Here is a 22,747-nt window from a genome sequence, read left to right on the forward strand (position 1 = left end):
GGTGGGGCTAGCTGCGGCCCAGGGAGACCGACACCATCTCGTCGCGCGGGACCAGCTTCACGCGCTCGCGGCCGTGCGGCTCGCCCAGCGAGCGCTCGTAAGCGTCGAGGAGCTCCCAGCCCTCCCACGTGATGACGTCGACGCCGCGGCCGTGCAGGAACTCGGTGACGGCCTCCGGGTCGCGGTCGGTCGCGGTGTAGAACCCCTCGCCGCCGGCGGCGACGTCCTCGCCGAGGTGCCGGATGGTCTCCGACGCGTCCGACTTGGTGTGCCCGATGAGCCCGACGGGGCCGCGCTTGATCCAGCCCGTCGCGTAGACGCCCGGCAGCTGCTCGCCGTCGACGTCCACCACGCGACCCTCACGGTTGGGGATCACGCCCGCGACGTCGTCGAACGGGATGTCCACGAGCGGCGAGCCGAAGTATCCGACCGCGCGGTAGACGGCCTGCACGGGCCAGTCGTGCGTCTGCCCGGTGCCGGTGACGTTGCCGTCGCCGTTGAGCGCGGTGCGCTCGGTGCGGACGCCGACCACGCGGCCGTCCTCGCCGAGGATCTCGACCGGCTTGTGCAGGAAGTGCAGGTGGATGCGCCGACTCGCGGTGTTCTCCTCCGGCTCCTTCAGCGTCCAGTCGGTCAGGGTCTTGACGACCTGCTTGGTCTGGTTGGACGAGTGGATGGCGGCCATCGAGCCCTCGTCGAAGTCGAAGTCCTCGGGGTAGACGATGACGTCGACGTCCGGGACGTGCCCGAGCTCGCGCAGCTCGAGCGGGGAGAACTTGACCTGGGCCGGGCCGCGGCGTGCGAACAGGTGCACGTCGGTGACCGGCGAGGCCTTGAGGAGGTCGTAGACGTTGGCCGGGACCTCGGTGGGCAGCAGGTCGTCGGCGTGCTTGGCCAGGATGCGGGCCACGTCGAGCGCCACGTTGCCGGCGCCGAGGACGGCGACGTGCTGTGCCTCCAGCGGCCACGTGCGCGGGACGTCCGGGTGCCCGTCGTACCAGGACACGAAGTCCGCGGCGCCGTAGGAGCCCTCGAGGTCGATGCCCGGGACCGGCAGCGCGGCGTCGCGGATGGAGCCCGTCGAGAAGATGACGGCGTCGTAGAACTGGCGCAGGTCGTCCAGCTTGAGGTCCGTGCCGTAGTCGACGTTGGCGAGCAGGCGGATGTCGCCGCGCTCCAGCACCTTCTGCAGGGCGACGATGATCTGCTTGATGCGGGGGTGGTCCGGCGCGACGCCGTAGCGCACGAGGCCGAACGGCGCGGGCAGGCGCTCGAAGAGGTCGATGCTGACGTCGAGGTCGGTCTTCGACAGGATGTCGGCGGCGTAGATGCCGGCCGGGCCTGCGCCGACGACGGCCACTCGCAGAGTCGGGGTGCTCACGGGACGCGGGTGCCTTCCGATCAGGGGAGCCCTACGGGCTGGTGCATCACGCCGGGTCCCGGCGAAGGCCAGGCACGACCGACGGCACCGTGCAGGACTGTGCTCAGGGCCAGTGTAGGACCGGCCGTGAGGCTGACCTTCCTTGCGCGCCAGCATCTGGACACCCGTGAGACGGCGGGAGGGGTGGCGCCGCACACCTCCACGCGCTCGACGCCACCCCCGTTCGCGGTCCCGGGTGTCGTCCCCGACGGAGGGGACGACACCCGGAACGTCCTAGCCGCGCCAGGTGTCGGTCAGGGTGAGGACCCCGCTGGCCGGCACCGTCGCGGTGCGGTTGGACCCGGACTCCCAGGTCACCGCACCGTTCGACTCCTTGCGCACGTACTTGTACTGGACCACCGTCCCGGCCGGCAGGGACACGCTCGCCCGCCAGACCGGGTAGGTGGCCGACGACAGCGCGATCGCGCTCGCCGGGTTCCAGCTGCCCAGCTCCGCCCGGTCACCCACGACGAAGATGTTCTGGCCCCACGAGGTCGTCGCGCTGACCCCGAAGGAGATCTGCGAGGCGCCCGTCGGCGTCGGCGTGGGCGTCGCGGTGGGCGTCGGCGTGGCCGTTCCCCCCGCGAGCTGACCGACGTGCAGGGCCACCGACCCGTTGGCCGGGACCGTGAACGTCGCCGAGCCGCCCGAGGCCACGGTGACCGTGGTGCCCGAGCAGCCGCCGCTCGTGGAGGCCCCGCTGATCACGTCGCAGTACCGGCCTGCCGGCAGGGACGTCTGGAACATGCGCTCCAGCGCCGAGCCGTTGCGGTTGATCGCCACGTACCCGAGCGACCCCCGCCCGTACGCCAGCCGGCCGCCGTCGCTCCAGACGTTGGTCAGGGCCGCGGTGCCGACGGTGTTGCGGAAGCCGACCATGTGCGCGGTCTCGTTCCAGCGGTGCGCGCAGGTCCAGGTGCCCTGGCCGCAGACGGCGTCGTTCACCTTGCCGTTGCTCTGCTGCGGCGCCCCGGCGTCGTTGTTGCTGAACGCGTAGCCGGAGTACACCGTCGGCCAGCCGTACGGGTAGCTGAGCGCGAACACGTTGGCCAGGCGGTAGTCCGAGCCGTTCTTGTAGCTGAGGGTCTCGCCGTTGCGCTCGGTGTCGTGGTTGTCGACGAACACCGCGGCCTTGTCGGTCGGCAGCAGCCAGGACTGGTCCTTGAGGCCGCCGAGCGAGGAGAGGTTCCCGCTCTGGAACACCGACTTGAGATTCCTGGAGTAGTTGAACTCGTTGGAGTCGCCCGAGCCGAAGTACTCGGCGGGCTGGATGGGCTCGCCGCCGCCGGCGATCACCTCGTGCTCGATGTACACGCTCTGGTCGGTCAGCTTGCCCCGGATCGCCTCGAGATCCCCCGCCGCGATGTGCTTGGAGGCGTCGACCCGGAACCCGCGGACGCCGAGCGAGATGAGGTCGTTGAGGTAGGCCGCGATCTCCGACCGGACGTAGTCGCTGCCCGTGTCGAGGTCCTGCAGCGAGACCAGCCGGCAGTTCTGCACCTGGTAGCGGTCGTTGTAGTTGCTGATGTTGGTCTTGCAGCTGTGGAAGTCCTGGGGTCCGTAGCCGCCCTCGGGGCCGGGGTACCGCTCCTCGGAGTAGGGCGTGCCCGCCCAGCCGGTGCCGGCGCTGGTCTGGCCCGACATGTGGTTGACGACGACGTCCGTGATGACCGAGACACCGGCTGCGCGGCAGCTGTCGATCATGGCCTTGTACTCGGCGCGGGTGCCCAGCTTCGAGGCGACCTTGTAGCTGACCGGCTGGTAGGACGTCCACCACTGGCCGGAGAGCACGACGTGCTCGTTGGGCGGGGACGTCTGGACGTAGCCGTAGCCGGCGGGGCCCAGCTGGGTGGTGCACTCCTGCGCGATCGCGTTCCAGGTCCACTGGAAGAGGTTCGCGGCGGGTCGCATGGTGGCGGGCGCCGCGGTGGCGGTCTGGGCGGCGGTCAGTCCGGCGGCGGTGAGACCGGCCAGGGACAGGACCGCGGCGAGCAGGGCGCCGAGCGCGGCTCGGCGTGGGCGGGTGGATGGGGTCGACACGTGGTGCACTCCTCGCGGTGGGGCCGACGTCGTCGTCGGGCCGCTCGCGGTCATCGCATCGTCGCGATGACCGGCCTGCCTCCGCACGACGCGCACCGGGTGGTGGCGGGGCGCGGCACTGCGGGTGGGACCGGCTGACCGGTCCCGGAGGAGGTGTGCCGACCGCCGGGATCCCCGGCGGAAGGCGCGCTGTACCGGCACCGCGGGGACCTGCAACGGGCCCTGCAACGCCGATGAAAGTTGCTGCAACCGGACACTAGGGGAGGTGTCACCCGCCGTCAACCGGGGACCTTAGGCTCGTCGGGTGCCCGACTCCCCGACCGCCGACCGCGCAGTCTCCGCACCTCTGGACGGTCTCGGCCTCGCGACGGGCGTCGGCGCGTACGTCCTGTGGGGCGTGCTCCCGCTGTACTTCCCGCTGCTGCAGCCGGCCGGCGCGGTCGAGATCATCGCGCACCGCGTCGTCTGGTCCCTGCTGTTCTGCCTGGTCCTGCTCGCCGCCACACGGACGTGGCGCGCGTTCGTCACCGCGCTGCGCAACCGCCGCACCCTCGGGGTGCTGTCGCTCGCCGCGGTTCTCCTGGCGATCAACTGGCTGGTCTTCGTGTTCGGCATCCTCACCGACCGCGTCGTCGACGCCGCGCTCGGCTACTACATCAACCCGCTGGTCACCGTCACGCTCGCCGTCGTCGTGCTGCGCGAGCGGCTGCGGCCCGTGCAGTGGGTGGCCCTCGGGTTCGGCGCCGCCGCCGTCGTGGTCATCACCGCGGGCTACGGCAAGCTCCCCTGGATCGCCCTGGTGCTCGCGCTGACCTTCGGGTTCTACGGCCTCATCAAGAACCGCGTCGGCCGCACGGTCGGGGCCGTGCCCGGGCTCGCCGTCGAGACCCTCGTCCTGGCCCCGCTGGCGCTCGCGTACCTGGTCTGGATGAGCGCGGTCGGCCAGGGGACGTTCGAGACCGAGGGAGCCGCGCACGCGCTGATCCTCGCGTCGTCCGGCGTCGTCACCGCCATCCCGCTGCTCCTCTTCAACTCCGCCGCACGGCGGCTGCCCCTGGCCATGCTCGGGCTGCTGCAGTACATCGCCCCGACCCTGCAGCTGCTCATCGGGGTCCTGGTCCTGCACGAGCAGATGCCCGCCGCCCGGTGGTGGGGCTTCGCGCTGGTGTGGACGGCGCTCGGCATCCTCACGGTCGACGGGATCCGGAACAGCCGGGCGCAGCGGCTGAGCCGACGCGCGGCCGCGGTCAGCGCGGGCTGAGCGTCGCGTCGAGGACGATCGCCGTGACGTTGTCGTGGCCACCGGCGGCCAGCGCGGCCGCGACCAGGCGGTCCGCGGCGGACTGCGCCTCGTCCTCGGCCCGCAGCTCGGCCTCGATCCGGGCGTCGGACAGCTCGTCGGTCAGCCCGTCCGAGCACACCAGCATGCGGTCCCCCGGGCTCACCGGGAGCAGCCAGACGTCCGGCTCCACGTCGGACGCACCACCGCCGAGCACGCGCGTCACCACGTTCCGGCGCGGGTGGTGCTGCGCGTCCGCCGCGGCGACGAGGCCACGCTCGACCAGCTCCGCCACCTCCGAGTGGTCCCGGGTCACCTGCTCGAGCACGCCCCCGGCCATCCGGTAGGTGCGCGAGTCGCCCACGTTCAGCACGAGCCAGCACGGAGTCTCTCCGTGCGAGGTCACCACGACACCGGACACGGTCGTGCCGGGCCGACGGCCGGTGACCGACGGGAGGCCCCTGACCGCCGTGTGCGCCGACCGGACGAACGACCGGACGTCCTCGGGGGTCGGCGTCCCGGCACCCAGCCCGCGCAACGCGTCGATGGCCGTCCGGCTGGCCACCTCGCCGGCCTCGTGACCGCCCATCCCGTCCGCGACGAGGTACAGGCCGTCGGACACCCAGACGGAGTCCTCGTTGCGCACTCGTCGGGCAGTCTCCGTGGCGACGCCGACACGGAGGATCACGCGGGAGTCAGTCATCGCGTGGTGCTCCGGTGCGTCATCGGCGTCCTTCGGATGCGTCGGGCATGGGCAGCCCGACGTGAGTCGACGGTCAGCATAGCCAGTCGGACCGGCCGCGACGCCCCGGTGCAGGACACCCATGACCTGCAGCGTTCACCGGGCGAACCGGACAGCCGATGTCGGTGGGATCGCGGTCCGTCGCCGTCAGGCGGCGCGGTCCACCAGGGCGTCGGCGAACGAGACCAGGGCGTCCTTGACCGGCCCCGCGGGCAGCGGGTCCAGCTCACGGACGGCAGCCTGGGCCAGCGCGACGGCCCGCGCGCGCGTGTCCGCCACCACGGGGTGCACCCGCAGCGCGGCGACCGCGGCAGCCAGGTCGTCGTCACCCGAGAGGTCTCCGTCCAGCAGGGCGACCAGGCGGCGGTCCTCGTCGGACGACCCCTCCTGCGCGGCGCGGGCCCGCAGGAGGAGCGCCGGCATCGTCGGCACGCGCTCCCGCAGGTCCGTGCCGGGGGTCTTGCCGGTGACGTCGCCGTCCGAGGTGAGGTCGATGACGTCGTCCGCCAGCTGGAACGCGACGCCGATCTTCTCCCCGAACCCCGTCACGGTGGCGACGACGTCCGGGCGGCAGCCCGCGAACATCKCACCGAACCGGGCCGACGTGGCGATGAGCGACGCGGTCTTGTCCGCGAGCACCTGCAGGTAGTGGGCCACCTTGTCGTCCTCGGGACGGGGGCCGACGGTCTCGTGCAGCTGGCCCAGGCACAGCCGCTCGAACGTGGCGGCCTGGATCCGGACCGCGTCGGGCCCGAGACCGGCGACCGTCGCCGACGCCCGCGCGAACAGCAGGTCCCCGGTGAGGATCGCGACCGAGTTGCCCCACACCTCGTGGGCCGCCGGGGCTCCACGGCGCAGCGGCGCGGAGTCCATGACGTCGTCGTGGTACAGCGTGGCCAGGTGCGTCAGCTCCACGACGACCGCGGCGTCGACGACCTCCCGACGGGACCCGTCGCCCAGCTCGGCGGCGAGCAGCGTCAGCAGCGGACGGAGGCGCTTGCCACCGGCGTTGACCAGGTGCCGTGAGGCGTCGTCGGCCAGCGGGTCCACGTTGGTCACCGCGTCGCGCAGACGCTCCTCGACCAGTGCGAGCCGCACGGCCAGCCGGTCGGCCAGATCAGGGTCGGCCAGCGGGAAGGCCGTCGACGAAGTCACGGCTAGAACCTATCCCGGCGCAGCGATCCCGCCGGACAGGCGTGCGTCACGGCAGGAATGTCGCCACGGACGCGATGAGGTCGAGCACCGGGGACGGGAACACGCCGAGCACGATCGTCACGAGCGCGCACACCGTGATCGCGACCACCGCGAAGCCCTCGGTGCCGACCACCGTCGTCGTGACGGTCGAGCGCGTCAGCACGACGGGCTCCGCCTCGACGGCGACGGCCGAGTCACCGGCCAGGGCGAACCCGTCGGCCGACGGAGCCAGTGCCGCCACGGTGGTGCCCTCGTCGTCGGCGCCCGTGGGCTCCGTGAAGAACATCAGCACGATGATCCGCACGTAGAAGAACACGGCCACGGACGACGCCAGCACGCCGATGAGGGCCAGCGGCCACGCCCCGCCCTCGACCGCGGCGGAGAACACGGAGAACTTCCCCGCGAAGCCGGCGGTCAGCGGGATGCCCGCGAACGAGAGGAGGAACAGCCCGAACGTCAGCGCGAGCAGCGGGTGCGTCCGGCCGAGACCGGCCCACTGCGACAGGTGCGTCGCCTCGCCGAGGATCGCGCTCTGCCCGCCGGCCCCGTCGGCGCGGCCGGCGCGCTCCCGCACCAGCCAGACGATGCCGAACGCCCCGACGGTCGCCGCCCCGTAGACCAGCAGGTAGAACAGCACCGCGACGATGCCGGCCTGGTTCAGCGCGATGATGCCGGTCAGGATGAACCCGGCGTGCGCGATCGAGGAGTAGCCCAGGACACGCTTCATGTCCGTCTGAACGAGGGCCGCGACCGTGCCGACGACCATCGTGAGGATGGCCACCGTCCACAGCAGGACGCCGAGGTCCCACGCCAGACCGGGCAGCATCGTGTAGACGATCCGCAGCAGCGCACCGAACGCCGCCGCCTTGGTGCACGCCGCCATGAACCCGGTGATCGGCGTCGGGGCGCCCTGGTACACGTCGGGCGTCCACGTGTGGAACGGCACCGCGCCCACCTTGAACAGCAGCCCGGACAGGATCAGCACCGAGCCGACCAGCAGCAGGCTGTCCAGACCGCCCGGGACCTGCGTGGCCTCCGCGATGTCCGAGTACCGCAACGAGCCCGAGTAGCCGTAGACCAGGGCGATGCCRAAGAGCAGCAGCGCCGAGGAGAACGCCCCGAGCAGGAAGTACTTCATCGACGCCTCCTGCGAGAGCAGGCGCCGGCGACGGGCCATGCCCGTGAGCAGGTAGAGCGGCAGGGAGAGCACCTCGAGCGCGACGAAGAGCGTCAGCAGGTCACCCGTGGCCGGGAAGATCAGCATGCCGCCGGTCGCGAAGAGCACCAGCGGGTAGATCTCCGTCTGCTGCACCCCCTTGCGGCGCGCGGCCTCCTCGTAGTCGGAGCCCGGCACGGCGGCGGCGTTGGGGGCGAAAGCGTCCTCCCCGGTCTCCGTCCGGTCCGCGATGATCAGCAGCGAGATCAGCGCCAGCAGCGCGATCGTGGCCTGCAGGACCAGCGTGGGTCCGTCGACGAGCAGGGAACCGCCGAGCACGACGGTGCCGCCGGTCTCCTCGACGCCGTTCCACAGCGCCGCGACCGCGATGACGGCCCCGGCGAGCGCGGCGACCGCGATGGTCAGCTGCACCGTGCGGCGGACCCGGGCGGGGACGAACGCCTCGACCAGGACGCCGACCACGGCGGCGAGCAGCACGATGATGACGGGGCTCAGTGCCGCCCAGTCGACCGTCGGTGCGACGAACTCGGTCACTGGTCGCTCCCTTCCTCAGAAGCTGCTGCGGTGGCGGGCACGTCCTGGACCCCCACCTGCTCGAGCGTGACGCTCGCCGGAGGTCGGACCAGGTCGAGCGCCGGACCGGGGACGAAGCCGAACACGATCATCAGGGCGAGCAGCGGTGCGACGACCCACCGCTCCCGGGTGCTCGCGTCGACCATGCCGGCCAGCTCKGGGCGCTCGGGGCCGGTGAACATGCGCTGGTAGGTCCACAGGACGTAGATCGCGGCGAGGACGACACCCAGGCTGGACACGATCGCGGCGGCGGGGTGCCGGGCGAAGGTGCCGACGATCACCAGGAACTCGCTGACGAACGTCGACAGGCCGGGCAGCGACAGCGCCGACAGGCCTGCGACGAGGAACGTCCCCGCGAGCACCGGCACGATCTTCTGCAGCCCGCCGAAGTCGGCGATCTGCTGCGACCCCCGGCGTGCGACCAGGAACCCGGCGATGAGGAACAGCGCGGCGGTCGAGAGGCCGTGGTTGACCATGTAGAACGACGAGCCGGCGATCGACGTCGACGTGAACGCGAAGATGCCCAGCACGATGAACCCGAAGTGCGACACCGACGTGTACGCGATGAGCCGCATGAGGTCCTTCTGCCCGATGGCCAGCAGCGCCCCGTACAGGATCGAGATGACGGCCAGCACGATGACCACGGGCGCGGCCCAGCGGGACGCGTTCGGGAACAGCGGCAGGCACAGCGTGAGCATCCCGAACGTGCCGACCTTGTCCAGCACGCCGACCAGCAGCGTCGAGGTCCCCGCAGGGGCCTGCTGCGCGGCGTCCGGCAGCCAGGTGTGCACCGGGAACATCGGCGCCTTGATGGCGAACGCCAGGAAGAACGCGCAGAACATGAGCTTCTCGGCGGTGGGGTCCAGCGTGAGGCCGGTGAGGTTCTCCGTGAGGAAGCCCTGCGGTCCGCCCGGTCCCTGCAGGTACAGGGCGATGACGGCGACCAGCATGATCAGGCCGCCGGTCAGCGAGTACAGCAGGAACTTGACGGCCGCGTAGCGCCGCTGCGCCCCGCCGAACAGGCCGATCATGAAGTAGACCGGGATGAGCATGGCCTCGAACAGGACGTAGAAGAAGAACACGTCCCGGGCCGCGAACACGGCGACGATGAACGCCTCGAGCAGCAGCACGAGCGCGAGGTACCGGCGCAGCTGGTCGGTGGGCACCGTGAGGCTGCCCTGCTCGCGCCACGCGGCCAGGACCACTAGCGGCACGATCAGCACCGACATGAGCACGAGGATCAGCCCCACGCCGTCGACGCCGACCGCGTAGGACACCCCGAAGGCGGGGATCCAGCCGTGCACCTCGAGGAGCTGGACCGCTCCCGCGTCGGCGACGTCGAACGCCGTGAGCGCCGCGACACCGAGCAGCAGCTCGAGCAGGGAGACGCCGAGCGCGACGGCTCGGGCGCGTCCGGCAGGGACCACCCACAGCGCCGCCGCACCCAGCAGGGGCAGGACGATCAGGGCGGTCAGCCAGGGGAAGGAGGACGACATCACTCAGTGCTCCTTCAGCTCTGCACGAGCAGGACGACGACGACGAGGACGACCAGCCCGAGCAGCATCGAGGCGGCATACGACCGGACGTACCCGGTCTGCAGGCGCCGCACCCAGCCGCCCAGCAGGACCGTGGACAGCCCGACACCGGTGACGGTGCCGTCGATCACGGTCCGGTCGGCGTACACGAGCGAGCGTGTGAGCGCCTGACCGGGCTCCACCAGGGCGATGTCGTTCACCGAGTCCTGGTAGAGGTCGACACGCGCCGCGCGGGTGAGCGCCGTGCCGACCGGGGGCACGACGGGCACCTGCGACACCGCGTACCGGCGCCAGGCGATGACGACGCCGAGGACGACGAGCGCGAGCGTGAGGACCGTCAGCACCCAGATGGGCAGCACCGGCTCCTCGTGCTCCGGATGCCCGAGCACCGGCGCCAGCCACTCCACGAACCGGCCCCCGGAGTTGAGGAAGAATCCGAGTCCGACGGAGCCGACGGCCAGGACGATCATGGGCCCGGTCATGAGCTTCGGGGACTCGTGCGGGTGCTGCGCCGAGCCGTCGCGCTTGGTGGACCAGCGGCGCTCGCCCTCGAACGTCATGAAGAACAGGCGGGACATGTAGAACGCCGTGATCCCGGCCGCCAGCATGGTGATGCTGCCGAACACCCACGCCCGCCACGGTGCGCCGTCGACCGGCACGAACGCGGCCTCGATGATCTTGTCCTTGCTGAAGAACCCGGAGAACGGCGGGACGCCGATGATGGCCAGCCAGCCGGCCATGAACGTCAGCCACGTGATCGTCATGTACCGCGCGAGCCCGCCGAACCGGCGCATGTTCACCTGGTCGTCCATGCCGTGCATGACGGACCCGGCGCCGAGGAACATGCCGGCCTTGAAGAAGCCGTGCGTGAGCAGGTGGAAGATCGCGAACGCGTACCCGACAGGGCCCAGGCCGGCGGCCAGGATCATGTAGCCGATCTGCGACATCGTCGAGGCGGCCAGCGCCTTCTTGATGTCGTCCTTCGCGCAGCCGACGATCGCCCCGAAGAGCAGGGTGATCGCGCCCACGATGACGACGACCAGCTGGGCCGTCGGGGCCGCGTCGAACAGCGGCGCGGACCGGACGATCAGGTAGACGCCGGCGGTGACCATGGTCGCGGCGTGGATGAGCGCGGAGACCGGCGTCGGGCCCGCCATCGCGTCGCCGAGCCACGACTGCAGCGGGAACTGCGCCGACTTGCCGCAGGCGGCCAGCAGGAGCATGAGCCCGATCGCCGTGAGCGTGCCCTCACTGGCGCTGCCGTCCGCTCCGCTCAGCACGGTCCCGAAGTCCACCGCACCGAAGGTCGCGAACATGATCCCGAGGGCGATGATCAGGCCCAGGTCACCGATGCGGTTGGCGACGAACGCCTTCTTCGCGGCGACCGCGTACTCGGTGTTGTAGTTCCAGAACCCGATGAGCAGGTACGACGCCAGACCGACACCCTCCCAGCCGACGAACAGCAGCAGGTAGCTGTCGGCCAGCACGAGGATGAGCATCGCCGCGACGAACAGGTTGAGGTACGCGAAGAACCGCCGGCGGTCGACGTCGTGGTCCATGTAGGCCACGGCGTAGATGTGGATCAGCGTGCCGACGAACGTCACCAGCAGCACGAACGTCAGCGACAGCGGGTCCAGCCGCATGCCCGCGTCGAGCTGGAACGCGCCCGCGTCGATCCAGGTGCCCAGGGACACGTCGATCACCCGCGAGTCCGCGGAGCGCTGCAGCATCGCGACGAACACGATCGCGGCGACGACGAACGAGGCGGCCGACGCGAGCACGCCGAGCCAGTGGCCCCACTTGTCGGAGCGCCGGCCGGCGAGCAGCAGCACCGCGGCGCTGAGCAGCGGGAGGCCGACCAGCAGCGGCGCGACGAGCAGCACGCCCGCGCGCACCGTCTCAGAGGCAGGCGAGAAGCTGTCTGTGTACATGCCAGACGGCAGGCTCGCAGCCAGAGTTGTCAGGGTGTGCACGTCGCCGCCCTCAGCTCTTCAACAGGTTGATGTCGTCGACCGAGGCCGAGCGGCGGGTGCGGAAGATGGCCACGATGATCGCGAGCCCGACGACGACCTCGGCGGCGGCCACGACCATCACGAAGAACGCGAGCACCTGGCCCGTCAGGTCACCGTGGATCCGAGCGAACGTCACGAGCATGAGGTTCGTGGCGTTGAGCATGAGCTCGACGCCCATGAACACGATGATCGCGTTCCTGCGCAGCAGGACGGTCGTCGCGCCGATCGAGAACAGGAGCGTCGAGAGGACGAGGTAGTGGGTGAGGCTCACTTGCCGTCCTCCTGTCCGACGACGCCCGCGGCGCCGGTCGACGGGCCGTCCTGGCCGGTGTCCGTCACGGCGGCCCCGAGGTCGGGCGCGTTCACCGCGGCCCCCTCGGGTGCGGCCTGGGGCGGCGGGTTGCCACGGACCTGGGACACCCCCGCGAGCACCCGCTCCGTGCGTGCCGCGAACTCCTCGGCGTCGGCCTCCTGCCCGCGCACGCGCAGCACGCGCGGGACCGAGCTCTCGAGCGGCTGACCGTCCGGCCCGAGCGCCGGCACGTCCATGGCGTTGTGCCGTGCGTACACGCCCGGCGCCGGGAGCGGCGTCAGGGTCGCGCCGGCCGCGACGCGGGCGTCGGCACGCTCCCTCTGACCGACGCGCGGGGTGAGCCGCTGGCGGTGCGTCAGGACGAGAGCACCGAGCGCCGCCGTGACCAGCAGCGCGCCGACGACCTCGAACGCGAACACGTACTGGCCGAAGATGATGTGTGCGACCCCGGTCGGGTTGTTGTCGACCGCCTCACCGGCAAGCCCGACCGGCTTGCCGTAGGTGGCGCGGCCGACCACGCCGACGAGCACCACCGCGAGGCCGATGCCGGCCAGCAGCCCGATCCAGCGCTGCCCGCGAATGGTCTCCACCAGCGAGTCCGAGCTGTCGACGCCGACGAGCATGAGGACGAACAGGAAGAGCATCATCACGGCGCCGGTGTAGACGACCACCTGGACGACCCCGAGGAACACCGCGTCCTGTGCGACGTAGAGGAACGCGAGCGAGATCATCACGACGATCACGGCGAGAGCGGCGTGCACCGCCTTCTTGGCGAACAGCAGGCCGAGCGCGGCGAGCACCATGATCGGCCCGAGCGTCCAGAACAGCACGGCCTCGGCGGTGGTCGTCTCCCCCGTCTCCAGCAGCGTCGTCGCGAGCGCGCTCATCGGGTGCCCTGCTTCGTGGCGCCCGCCACGGTCGCCGCCATCACGGCCGCCGTCGGGCCCGGCACGTTCGCCGCGTCCAGACCGGCACCGCCGGGCAGCGTCGGGTCGTCCGGCCGGTGCTCCTTGACCCACGCGGTCTGCGCGGGCGTGGAGCCCGTGACCTCGCCGCGGTAGTAGTCGGTGTCGGTGGTGCCCTCGACCATCGGGTGCGGCGCCTGGAGCATCCCGCTGCGCAGCGGGGCGAGCAGGTCCTGCTTCTCCCAGATCATCCCGGCGCGCGTCGGACCGGCGAGCTCGTACTCGTTGGTCATGGTCAGCGCGCGGGTCGGGCACGCCTCGATGCACAGGCCGCAGAAGATGCAGCGCAGGTAGTTGATCTGGTACACGCTGCCGTACCGCTCCCCCGGCGAGCGCTGGTTGTCGGGGGTGTTGTCCGCACCCTCGACGTAGATCGCGTCCGCGGGGCACGCCCAGGCGCACAGCTCGCAGCCGATGCACTTCTCCAGGCCGTCGGCGTACCGGTTGAGCTGGTGGCGCCCGTGGTACCGGGGCTTGGCCGGCACCTTCTCCGACGGGTACTGCTCGGTCACCGTCGGCCGGAACATGTTCGACAACGTGACGCCGAACCCGCCCACGGGCGCGAGGAACTCCGACACGGCACCGCGCGGCTCGATGAGCGACGTGTAGCCCTCCGGCTCGGGCGCGGCGACCTCGCCCTTCCGGGGACGCGGCGCCACGGCCTTGCCCTGGGCGGGCGTCTGCGCGGCCGGCTTGCGGACGGGCTTGCGCTGGTCAGCCACCGTGCACCTCCTGGGTGACCTGGGGGGTCGTCTGGTTCTCGGCGTCCGGGGCTGCCGCGGCTGCCCGCTGCTTGCGCGGCGAGGGCGGGAGGACCTGCCCCGGCAGCGGCGGGACGGGGTAGCCCCCGGCGTAGGGGTCGTACACCTGGGGACCGGGTGGTCGCTTCGGCGCGGCGGGCTGCTTCTTCTCCGGCACGAGGAACGAGATCACGAGCCCGACGAGCACGACGCCCGCGAGCACGAAGAGCACGGAACGCAGCTCCAGGCCGGAGAACTGCCGCACGCCCTGCACGACCCCGACGGCGACCACCCAGATCAGGGCGGCCGGGATGAGCACCTTCCAGCCGATCTTCATGAACTGGTCGTACCGGAACCGCAGGACGGACCCGCGGATCCACACGAAGACGAACATGAGCGCCCAGAGCTTGGCCAGGAACCACAGGACCGGCCACCAGCCCTCGTTGAACATGCCGTCGTTGATCGCGGAGATCGGCCACGGGGCACGCCACCCGCCGAGGAACAGCGTCGTGGCGACGGCCGAGACGTTCAGCATGTTGATGTACTCGGCGAGGAAGAACCACGCGAACTTCATCGACGAGTACTCGGTCATGTACCCGGACACCAGCTCGCCCTCGGCCTCCGGGAGGTCGAACGGCAGGCGGTTGGTCTCCCCGACCATCGAGATGATGTAGATGACGAACGCGGGCAGCAGCGGCAGGAACCACCACACCGCGGTCTGCGACGTGACGATCTGCGACGTCGACATGGACCCGGCCAGGATGAAGACGCTGACCAGCGACAGGCCCATCGCGAGCTCGTAGGAGATGACCTGCGCGGTGGAGCGCACGGCGCCCAGCAGCGGGTACGTGGACCCGGACGACCAGCCGCCGAGCACGATCCCGTACACGCCCACGGACGCGCAGGCGAGGATGTAGAGCACCGCGACGGGGAAGTCGGTGAGCTGCAGCGGCGTGATGATGCCGAACAGGTCGACCGACGGCCCGAACGGGATGACCGCGAACGTCAGCAGCGAGCAGAACACCGCGATCATGGGCGCGACGATGTAGACCAGCTTGTCCGCCGCCTTGACCGTCATGTCCTCCTTGACCAGGAGCTTCATGGCGTCGGCGAGCGACTGGAGCAGGCCGAAGGGTCCGTGCACGTTCGGGCCGGGCCGCACCTGCATGCGGGCGACGACCTTGCGCTCGAACCAGATGGCGATGAGCACGCTGGTCAGCAGGAACACGACGATGGCGACGGCCTTGATCAGCCAGATCCACCAGGTGTCGTTGCTGAAGTCGGCGGTCACCGGGGCCACAGCCGCGGCCGACAGGGGGATCATGCGCGGGCCTCCAGGTGTCGCGGACCTGCGGTGAGGCGGACGAGGTCGCCCCCGTCGGCGTGCAGCGCGTCGCGGACACCCGCGCCGACGGCGTTCGTCGGCAGCCACACCACGTGGTCCGGCATGTCCGTGACCACGGCGGGCAGCGTCAGCGTGCCCGCGTCGGTGGACACGCTCAGGCTGCCGCCGTCCTGCACCCCGACCGCCGCGGCCGTGCCGGCGGAGATGCGGGCGACGGGGCGCTTGGCGGTGCCCGCGAGGAACTGCTCGCCGGACTGCAGGCGACCGGCGTCGAGCAGCTGGTGCCAGGTGGCCAGCACGGCCGACCCGGCGGGCACCACAGGAGGCTCGGCGGCCGTCACGTCGGGGGCGCCGACGCGGGCGCCGTCCCAGCCGCCCAGCTGGTCGAGCTCGGCGTGCACGCGGTCGAGCGTCTGCAGCCCCAGGTCGACCCCGAGGGCGTCCGCCAGCCGGTCGAGCACGCGGTGGTCGGCCATGGCGTGCGAGGACAGGGCCTGCGGGAACGGGCGGGGTCGCCCCTCCCAGGTGACGAACGTGCCGGACTTCTCCGTCGGCGGGGCGACCGGGAAGACGACGTCCGCGCGGTCGGTCACCTCGGAGTGCCGGACCTCGAGCGAGACGAGGAACGAGACCCGGTCGAGCGCCTCACGGGCGATCGCCGGGTCGGGCAGGTCCGCGAGCTCGAGGCCGCCGACGACGAGGCCGCCGAGCAGTCCCGCGCGCGCCGCGGCGAGGATCTGCGTGGTGGACCGCCCCGGCTCGGCCGGCAGGTGCTCCACCCCCCAGGCGACCGCGAGGTCGACGCGTGCCGCGGAGTCCGCGACCGGGCGCCCGCCCGGCAGCAGGGACGGCAGCAGGCCCGCCTCGACGGCGGAGCGCTCACCGACGCGGCGCGGGACCCAGGCGAGCCGGGCACCGGTGCGCTGCGCGAGCCGCACGGCGGCCGAGAAGCCACCCGGAACCCCGGCGAGCCGCTCGCCGACCAGGACGAGAGCACCCGCGGAGCCCAGCAGCTCGGCCGCGTCCTGCAGCGACGGGTCGGTCCCGATGCCGTCGAGGATCTCGGTCTCGGTCCCCGGCGCCGCGGGCAGCAGAGTGCCCGACAGGCGCTCGAGGCCGCGGCTCGCCAGTGCGGCGATCGACAGCACGCGCAGCTTGCGCGAGACCACGGAGTCGCGGAGCCGCAGGAACGCGATCCCGGCCTCCTCCTCGGCCTCGAGCCCGACGAGCAGCACCGCGGGCGCGCGGTCGAGGTCCGCGAAGGTGACCTCCAGCGTGCGGCCGGCGACGTGGTGACCGAGGAAGGCCTCCTCCTCCGCCGAGTGCGGACGGGCACGGCCGTCGACGTCGTTGGTGCCGAGCGCCACGCGGGCGAACTTGCCGTACGCGTACGCGTCCTCGAGCGTGAGGCGACCACCGGGCAGGACCGCGACGCCGGTCGCGGTCTCGCGCGGGTCGTCCGGCTGCTGCGCGGCCCGCAGACCGGCGGCGGCCACGTCGAGCGCCTCGACCCAGCTGGCCGGCTCGAGCTCGCCGTCCGCGTTCCGCACGAGCGGGGTCGTGATGCGGTCCGGCGCGGACTGCCACGTGAACGCGAAGCGGTCCTTGTCGGTGATCCACTCCTGGTTGACCGTCGGGTCCTCACCGGCGAGCCGACGCAGCACGACGCCGCGACGGTGGTCGATCCGGATGGCCGACCCCTGCGAGTCGTGCTCGGCGACGCCGGGCGTGGAGACCAGGTCGAACGGCCGCGACCGGAACCGGTACGCCGCGCTGGTCAGGGCACCGACCGGGCAGATCTGCACGGTGTTGCCCGAGAAGTAGGACGCGAACGGGCGGCCGGAGGTGTCCTCGGCCGCGGCACCGAGCGGGGCGTCGCCGACGAAGCCGAGCACGGACGTGTCGAACGTGCCGATCTGCTGGTTGGCGCCGCGCTTCTGCAGGTCGATGAAGACGTCGCCCGCGATCTCCTCGGAGAACCGGGTGCAGCGCTGGCACAGGATGCAGCGCTCGCGGTCCAGCAGGATCTGCGTCGAGATCGCGATCGGCTTGGGGAACGTGCGCTTCACGTCGACGAACCGCGTGCTCGCGCGGCCGTTGCTCATCGCCTGGTTCTGCAGGGGGCACTCGCCGCCCTTGTCGCAGACCGGGCAGTCCAGCGGGTGGTTGATGAGCAGCAGCTCCATGACGCCGTGCTGGGCCTTGTCGGCCTCCGGCGACGTGTGCTGCGTCTTGACCTGCATGCCCGGGGTGGCCTCGAGCGTGCAGCTCGCCTGGGGCTTCGGCATCTTGGCCAGCTTGCCGTCGCGACCGGGGGCCCAGACCTCGACCAGGCACTGCCGGCAGGCGCCGGCGGGGGCGAGCAGGGGGTGGTCGCAGAAGCGCGGGATCTGGATGCCGAGCTCCTCGGCGGCGCGGATGACCAGGGTGCCCTTGGGCACGGCGGTCTCGATGCCGTCGACGGTGAAGGTGACCAGCTCACCCGCCGGCTCGGCCTGCGGGACCGGTGCGGCGGGGACGAGGGAGGTCGTCGGCCCGGAGGACAGGATCGTCATGCGTGCACCCCAGCGAGAACGGCGTTGTCGGACTTCGGCCGGTAGGAGAACAGGCTGCTGCGCTCCGGGGGGAACAGGATGTCCGCGGGCGTGTGCGTCCCGGCCTCGAACTCCGACCGGAAGTACTGCACCGCGGACGTGATCGGGCTGGTGGCACCGTCACCGAGCGCGCAGAACGCCTTGCCCAGGATGTTGTCGCACAGGTCCAGGAGCAGGTCGATGTCCGCGAGGGTGCCCTGCCCGGCCTCGATCCGCTGCAGCACCTGCGTCAGCCAGTACGTGCCCTCACGGCAGGGGGTGCACTTGCCGCACGACTCGTGCTTGTAGAACTCGGTCCACCGCGTCACCGCGCGGACCACCGAGGTCGTCTCGTCGAAGATCTGCAGCGCACGCGTGCCCAGCATCGAGCCCGCGGCGCCGACCGACTCGTAGTCGAGGGGGACGTCGAGGTGCTCGGCCGTGAAGATCGGCGTCGACGATCCCCCGGGGGTCCAGAACTTCAGCTCGTGGCCCTCGCGGATGCCGCCGGCCATCTCCAGCAGCTCGCGCAGCGTGATGCCCAGGGGCGCCTCGTACTGCCCAGGCCGCGTCACGTGCCCGGACAGGGAGAACAGCCCGTGGCCCGTCGAGCGCTCGGTGCCCATCGACTTGAACCAGTCCGCGCCGCCCTGGACGATGCCCGGCACCGACGCGATCGACTCGACGTTGTTCACCACGGTCGGCCGCGCGTACAGACCGGCGACCGCGGGGAACGGGGGCTTGAGCCGCGGCTGGCCGCGCAGGCCCTCGAGCGAGTCCAGCAGCGCCGTCTCCTCGCCGCAGATGTACGCACCCGCACCGGCGTGCAGCGTGATCTCCAGGTCGAAGCCGGAGCCCAGGATGTCGGTGCCGAGGAAGCCGGCGGCTCGCGCCTCCTCGATGGCCAGCAGCAGTCGGCGGTAGACGTGCAGGACCTCGCCGCGCACGTACAGGAACGCGTGGTGGCAGCCGATCGCGTAGCTCGTGATGATCATGCCCTCGATCAGGTGCTGCGGGCTGGCCATCATCAGGGGGATGTCCTTGCAGGTCCCCGGCTCGGACTCGTCCGCGTTGACCACCAGGTAGCGCGGTCCGCCGTCGGGTGCGGGCAGGAAGCCCCACTTCATGCCCGTCGGGAAGCCCGCTCCCCCGCGGCCGCGCAGGCCCGAGTCCTTGACCATGGTGACCACGTCGGCCGCCTGCATGCCCAGCGCACGACGCAGGCCGCGGTAGCCGCCCGCATCCTCGTACGACGCGAGCGACCAGGAGCGGTCGGCGTCCCACGTGTCCGTGAGGACCGGGGTGAGGGTCGTCGCCATCACGACTCCTTCGCGTCGTCGGTGGACTGCTTCTTCTGCTCGGCCGCCGGCGAGACGTCCGCCGGGGTGGTGGCCGGACGCTCCGCGCTCGACTGCTCCTCGCCGACGCCCGGCGCGGTGGCACCCACCGGCGCTGCCGACGTCGACACGCCCGGGAACTCCGGCGCGGTCCAGCCCTCGGCGCGCGCCAGCTCGACACCACGCAGCGTCGGCACACCGGCGCCGACGCCCTCGTCGGCCCGTCCGTCACCGAAGCCGGCCAGGACGCGGGACATCTCCTTGAAGGAGCAGACGCTGTCCGCCCCGCGCGTCGGCACGACCGGCTTGCCCGCGGTGAGGTCGTCGGCGAGCTGGCGGGCGCTGTCCGGGGTCTGGTTGTCGAAGAACTCCCAGTTGACCATCACGACCGGCGCGTAGTCGCAGGCCGCGTTGCACTCGACGCGCTCCAGCGTGATGACCCCGTCGTCGGTGGTCTCGTCGTGCCCCACGCCCAGGTGGTCCGAGAGGTCCTCCCAGATGGCGTCGCCGCCCATGATCGCGCAGAGCGTGTTGGTGCAGACGCCGACCGTGTACGTGCCGTTCGGGTGCCTCTTGTACTGCGTGTAGAACGTCGCGACCGCGGACACCTCCGCGGTGGACAGGCCCAGGTGGGCCGCGCAGAACGCGATCCCCCGCGGGCTGACGTAGCCGTCCTCCGACTGCACCAGGTGCAGCATCGGCAGCAGGGCCGAGCGCGCCTGCGGGTAGCGGGCGACGATCAGGTCCGAGTCCGCGGTGAGGCGCGCGTGCGTCTCGGCGTCGTAGGAGGTCTTGTGAGTCCGGCTGGTCTCGATGCTCATCGGTCCACCCCTCCCAGCACCGGGTCGAGGGACGCGACGGCGACGACGACGTCGGCCACCTGCCCGCCCTCGCACATGATCGACGTGGCCTGCAGGTTGTTGAACGACGGGTCCCGGAAGTGCGCGCGGTACGGCCGCGTCCCCCCGTCGGACACCAGGTGCACGCCCAGCTCGCCGCGCGGGTGCTCGACGGTCTGGAACACCTGGCCGGCCGGCACGCGGAAGCCCTCGGTCACCAGCTTGAAGTGGTGGATCAGGGCTTCCATCGAGGTGCCCATGATCTCCCGGATGTGGTCCAGCGAGTTGCCCATGCCGTCGGAGCCGATGGCCATCTGCGCAGGCCAGGCCACCTTCTTGTCCTCGACCATGACCGGCCCGGGACCCATCTTCTGGAGGCGGTCCAGGGTCTGCTCGACGATCTTCATGGATTGGTAGCACTCCTCGACGCGGAGCACGAGGCGGCCCCAGGAGTCCGCCGACTGGGCGACCGGGACGTCGAAGTCGTAGGTCTCGTAGCCGCAGTACGGGTTCGCCTTGCGCACGTCGTACGGCAGGCCCGCCGACCGGAGCACCGGACCCGTGACGCCCAGCGCCATGCACCCCGACAGGCCCAGGTAGCCGACGTCCTTGAGGCGCAGGTGCAGGATCGGGTTGGCCATCATGAGGTCTTCGAGCTGCTTGAAGTAGTGCCGCACGAGCACCAGCGACTCGCGGATGGTGTCGATAGCACCCGGCGGGATGTCCTGGGCGACACCGCCCGGGCGGATGTACGCGTGGTTCATGCGCAGGCCCGTGATCAGCTCGAAGATCTTGAGGATCTCCTCGCGGGCCGTGAAGCCCACGGTCATGATCGTCGTCGCACCCAGCTCGTTGCCGCCCGTGGCCAGGCAGACCAGGTGCGACGTGATCCGGTTGAGCTCCATCATCAGCACGCGGATGACCGTGGCCCGCTCGGGCACGTCGTCGGTGATGCCGAGCAGCTTCTCGACCGCCAGGCAGTACGCGGCCTCCTGGAACAGCGGCGCGACGTAGTCCATGCGCGTGCAGAAGGTCACGCCCTGGGTCCAGGTGCGGAACTCCATGTTCTTCTCGATGCCGGTGTGCAGGTAGCCGATGCCCGCGCGGGCCTCGGTGACCGTCTCGCCGTCGATCTCGAGCATGAGCCGGAGCACGCCGTGGGTCGACGGGTGCTGCGGCCCCATGTTGACGACGATCCGCTCCTCGCCGAGGCGGGCAGCCTCCTCGGCGATCTCGGACCAGTCGCCGCCCGACGCCTCGAAGGACGGGACGCCCTCGGCGTCCGCGTCGACCACGTGGGCCGTGCTGTGAGGTGTCTGGGTGGTCATCGGTACGACCTCCGCTGGTCCGGGGGCGGGATGGTGGCGCCCTTGTACTCGACCGGGATACCGCCGAGGGGGTAGTCCTTGCGCTGCGGGTGGCCCGGCCAGTCGTCGGGCATCTCGATGCGCGCCAGCGCGGGGTGACCGTCGAAGATCATCCCGAAGAAGTCGTACGTCTCCCGCTCGTGCCAGTCGTTGGCCGGGTACACCCCGACCGTCGACGGCAGGTGCGGGTCGGAGTCCGGGACCGCGACCTCGAGCCGCAACCGGCGCGAGTGGGTCACCGAGACCAGGTGGTAGACGGCGTGCAGCTCGCGGCCGGCGTCGTGCGGGTAGTGCACGCCCGAGACGCCGAGGCTGAGCTCGAACCGCAGGTCCTGGTCGTCCCGGAGCACCTGCGCGACCTCCACGAGGTGCTCGCGCGCGACGTGCAGCGTGAGTTCCTCACGGTCCACGACGACGGACTCGACGGCCGCCGCGTAGGTGGTGCCGGACTCGTCGAGCACCTCGGCGAGGATGTCCACGACCTCGTCGAACCAGCCGCCGTACGGCCGATCGCTCGGACCCGGCAGGGCGATCGCGGTGACCAGCCCGCCGTAGCCGGACGTGTCGCCCGAGCCACTGGCCCCGAACATGCCGCGGCGGACGTCGACGACCTCGATCTGCCGCCGCCCCTCGGCGGGGATGTTCTGCGAGCCGGCCTCGAGCGCGGCCTCGGTGGTCGGCTGCGCGGCCGTCGTCGACTCGCCCGGCTTCGCGGCGTCGGCGGCGTCGGTCTTCTCGTCGGTCACTTGAGCAGCCCCGTCATCTGCGACGTCGGCGTCGCGGCCATCGCGGCGGCCTCGGCGGCAGCGGCCGCAGCCTTGCGGTTGGCGCCGAGCGGCTCGTTCTGGATCTGCTCGTGCAGGGTGAGGATGGCGTTGATCAGCATCTCGGGCCGCGGCGGACAGCCTGGCAGGTAGATGTCGACGGGGACGATGTGGTCGACGCCCTGCACGATCGCATAGTTGTTGAACATGCCGCCCGAGCTGGCGCACACGCCCATGGAGAGCACCCACTTGGGCTCGGACATCTGGTCGTAGACCTGCCGGACCACGGGCGCCATCTTCTGGCTCACCCGACCGGCGACGATCATCAGGTCCGCCTGACGCGGGGACGCCCGGAAGACCTCCATGCCGAACCGCGAGATGTCGTACCGGGGCGCGCCCGTGGCCATCATCTCGATGGCGCAGCAGGCCAGGCCGAACGTGACAGGCCAGAGCGAGCCCTTGCGGAAGTAGCCGACCAGGTCCTCGACCGTCGTCAGCAGGAACCCGGAGGGTGCCTCTTCGATGCCCATCT

General features: G+C 71.3%; 18 protein-coding genes. 1 reads left to right on the forward strand and 17 read right to left on the reverse strand.

The annotated features are described in order from the left end of the window. Positions 1 to 7 precede the first annotated feature (7 nt). Complete coding sequence (locus ACXJKF_RS09865; RefSeq protein ID WP_456787528.1) at positions 8 to 1,381, reverse strand: FAD-dependent oxidoreductase; 1,374 nt, start codon at positions 1,379 to 1,381, stop codon at positions 8 to 10. A 273-nt stretch (positions 1,382 to 1,654) separates the two neighbouring features. After that, on the reverse strand, positions 1,655 to 3,460 hold the full coding sequence (locus ACXJKF_RS09870) for a carbohydrate-binding module family 20 domain-containing protein (protein ID WP_456787529.1): 1,806 nt from the start codon (positions 3,458 to 3,460) through the stop codon (positions 1,655 to 1,657). 304 nt (positions 3,461 to 3,764) lie between these two features. On the opposite strand from ACXJKF_RS09870, the gene rarD reads away from it, so the two are divergent. Further along, positions 3,765 to 4,721: an EamA family transporter RarD gene (gene rarD / locus ACXJKF_RS09875; RefSeq protein WP_456787530.1), complete on the forward strand. Its 957-nt coding sequence runs from the start codon at positions 3,765 to 3,767 to the stop codon at positions 4,719 to 4,721. Here the strand turns inward: rarD and ACXJKF_RS09880 are convergent. The 15 genes from ACXJKF_RS09880 to ACXJKF_RS09950 all read right to left on the reverse strand — a co-directional run bounded on the left by ACXJKF_RS09880 (position 4,708) and on the right by ACXJKF_RS09950 (position 22,745). Beyond that, positions 4,708 to 5,442 carry a PP2C family protein-serine/threonine phosphatase gene (locus ACXJKF_RS09880; RefSeq protein WP_456787531.1) on the reverse strand — a complete coding sequence of 245 codons (735 nt, stop codon included), beginning with the start codon at positions 5,440 to 5,442 and terminating at the stop codon, positions 4,708 to 4,710. The genes rarD and ACXJKF_RS09880 overlap by 14 nt on opposite strands. Before the next feature lie 186 nt (positions 5,443 to 5,628). Next, positions 5,629 to 6,636 (reverse strand): polyprenyl synthetase family protein, encoded by a 1,008-nt coding sequence (locus ACXJKF_RS09885; RefSeq protein ID WP_456787532.1) that lies wholly within the window; start codon positions 6,634 to 6,636, stop codon positions 5,629 to 5,631. Between the two features lie 46 nt (positions 6,637 to 6,682). Next, entirely contained in the window at positions 6,683 to 8,386 is a 1,704-nt protein-coding gene (nuoN, locus tag ACXJKF_RS09890; protein ID WP_456787533.1) for an NADH-quinone oxidoreductase subunit NuoN, read from the reverse strand. Beyond that, the gene (locus ACXJKF_RS09895; RefSeq protein ID WP_456787534.1) at positions 8,383 to 9,921 is read right to left on the reverse strand and encodes an NADH-quinone oxidoreductase subunit M; all 1,539 of its coding nucleotides are present in this window, start codon (positions 9,919 to 9,921) and stop codon (positions 8,383 to 8,385) included. Before ACXJKF_RS09895 ends, nuoN begins: the two co-directional genes overlap by 4 nt. Positions 9,922 to 9,935: 14 nt before the next feature. After that, entirely contained in the window at positions 9,936 to 11,891 is a 1,956-nt protein-coding gene (gene nuoL / locus ACXJKF_RS09900) for an NADH-quinone oxidoreductase subunit L (RefSeq protein WP_456787535.1), read from the reverse strand. 52 nt (positions 11,892 to 11,943) lie between these two features. Then, entirely contained in the window at positions 11,944 to 12,243 is a 300-nt protein-coding gene (gene nuoK / locus ACXJKF_RS09905) for an NADH-quinone oxidoreductase subunit NuoK (RefSeq protein ID WP_456787536.1), read from the reverse strand. Then, positions 12,240 to 13,172: an NADH-quinone oxidoreductase subunit J gene (locus tag ACXJKF_RS09910; RefSeq protein ID WP_456787537.1), complete on the reverse strand. Its 933-nt coding sequence runs from the start codon at positions 13,170 to 13,172 to the stop codon at positions 12,240 to 12,242. Before ACXJKF_RS09910 ends, nuoK begins: the two co-directional genes overlap by 4 nt. After that, the gene (nuoI, locus tag ACXJKF_RS09915) at positions 13,169 to 13,909 is read right to left on the reverse strand and encodes an NADH-quinone oxidoreductase subunit NuoI (protein ID WP_456787604.1); all 741 of its coding nucleotides are present in this window, start codon (positions 13,907 to 13,909) and stop codon (positions 13,169 to 13,171) included. The genes ACXJKF_RS09910 and nuoI overlap by 4 nt, the downstream gene beginning before the upstream one ends. 55 nt (positions 13,910 to 13,964) lie before the next feature. Next, positions 13,965 to 15,314: an NADH-quinone oxidoreductase subunit NuoH gene (gene nuoH / locus ACXJKF_RS09920; protein ID WP_456787538.1), complete on the reverse strand. Its 1,350-nt coding sequence runs from the start codon at positions 15,312 to 15,314 to the stop codon at positions 13,965 to 13,967. After that, on the reverse strand, positions 15,311 to 17,890 hold the full coding sequence (locus ACXJKF_RS09925) for an NADH-quinone oxidoreductase subunit G (RefSeq protein ID WP_456787539.1): 2,580 nt from the start codon (positions 17,888 to 17,890) through the stop codon (positions 15,311 to 15,313). Before ACXJKF_RS09925 ends, nuoH begins: the two co-directional genes overlap by 4 nt. Then, entirely contained in the window at positions 17,887 to 19,227 is a 1,341-nt protein-coding gene (gene nuoF / locus ACXJKF_RS09930) for an NADH-quinone oxidoreductase subunit NuoF (RefSeq protein WP_456787540.1), read from the reverse strand. The genes ACXJKF_RS09925 and nuoF overlap by 4 nt, the downstream gene beginning before the upstream one ends. Further along, on the reverse strand, positions 19,227 to 20,066 hold the full coding sequence (gene nuoE / locus ACXJKF_RS09935; RefSeq protein WP_456787541.1) for an NADH-quinone oxidoreductase subunit NuoE: 840 nt from the start codon (positions 20,064 to 20,066) through the stop codon (positions 19,227 to 19,229). Before nuoE ends, nuoF begins: the two co-directional genes overlap by 1 nt. Further along, complete coding sequence (locus tag ACXJKF_RS09940) at positions 20,063 to 21,412, reverse strand: NADH-quinone oxidoreductase subunit D (RefSeq protein WP_456787542.1); 1,350 nt, start codon at positions 21,410 to 21,412, stop codon at positions 20,063 to 20,065. The genes nuoE and ACXJKF_RS09940 overlap by 4 nt, the downstream gene beginning before the upstream one ends. After that, positions 21,409 to 22,197, reverse strand: coding sequence for an NADH-quinone oxidoreductase subunit C (locus ACXJKF_RS09945; RefSeq protein WP_456787543.1), 789 nt, complete (start codon positions 22,195 to 22,197; stop codon positions 21,409 to 21,411). The genes ACXJKF_RS09940 and ACXJKF_RS09945 overlap by 4 nt, the downstream gene beginning before the upstream one ends. Then, on the reverse strand, positions 22,194 to 22,745 hold the full coding sequence (locus ACXJKF_RS09950) for a NuoB/complex I 20 kDa subunit family protein (protein ID WP_456787544.1): 552 nt from the start codon (positions 22,743 to 22,745) through the stop codon (positions 22,194 to 22,196). The genes ACXJKF_RS09945 and ACXJKF_RS09950 overlap by 4 nt, the downstream gene beginning before the upstream one ends. Between the last annotated feature and the right edge of the window lie 2 nt (positions 22,746 to 22,747).

It is taken from the genome of Cellulomonas sp. P5_C5 (assembly GCF_054049655.1).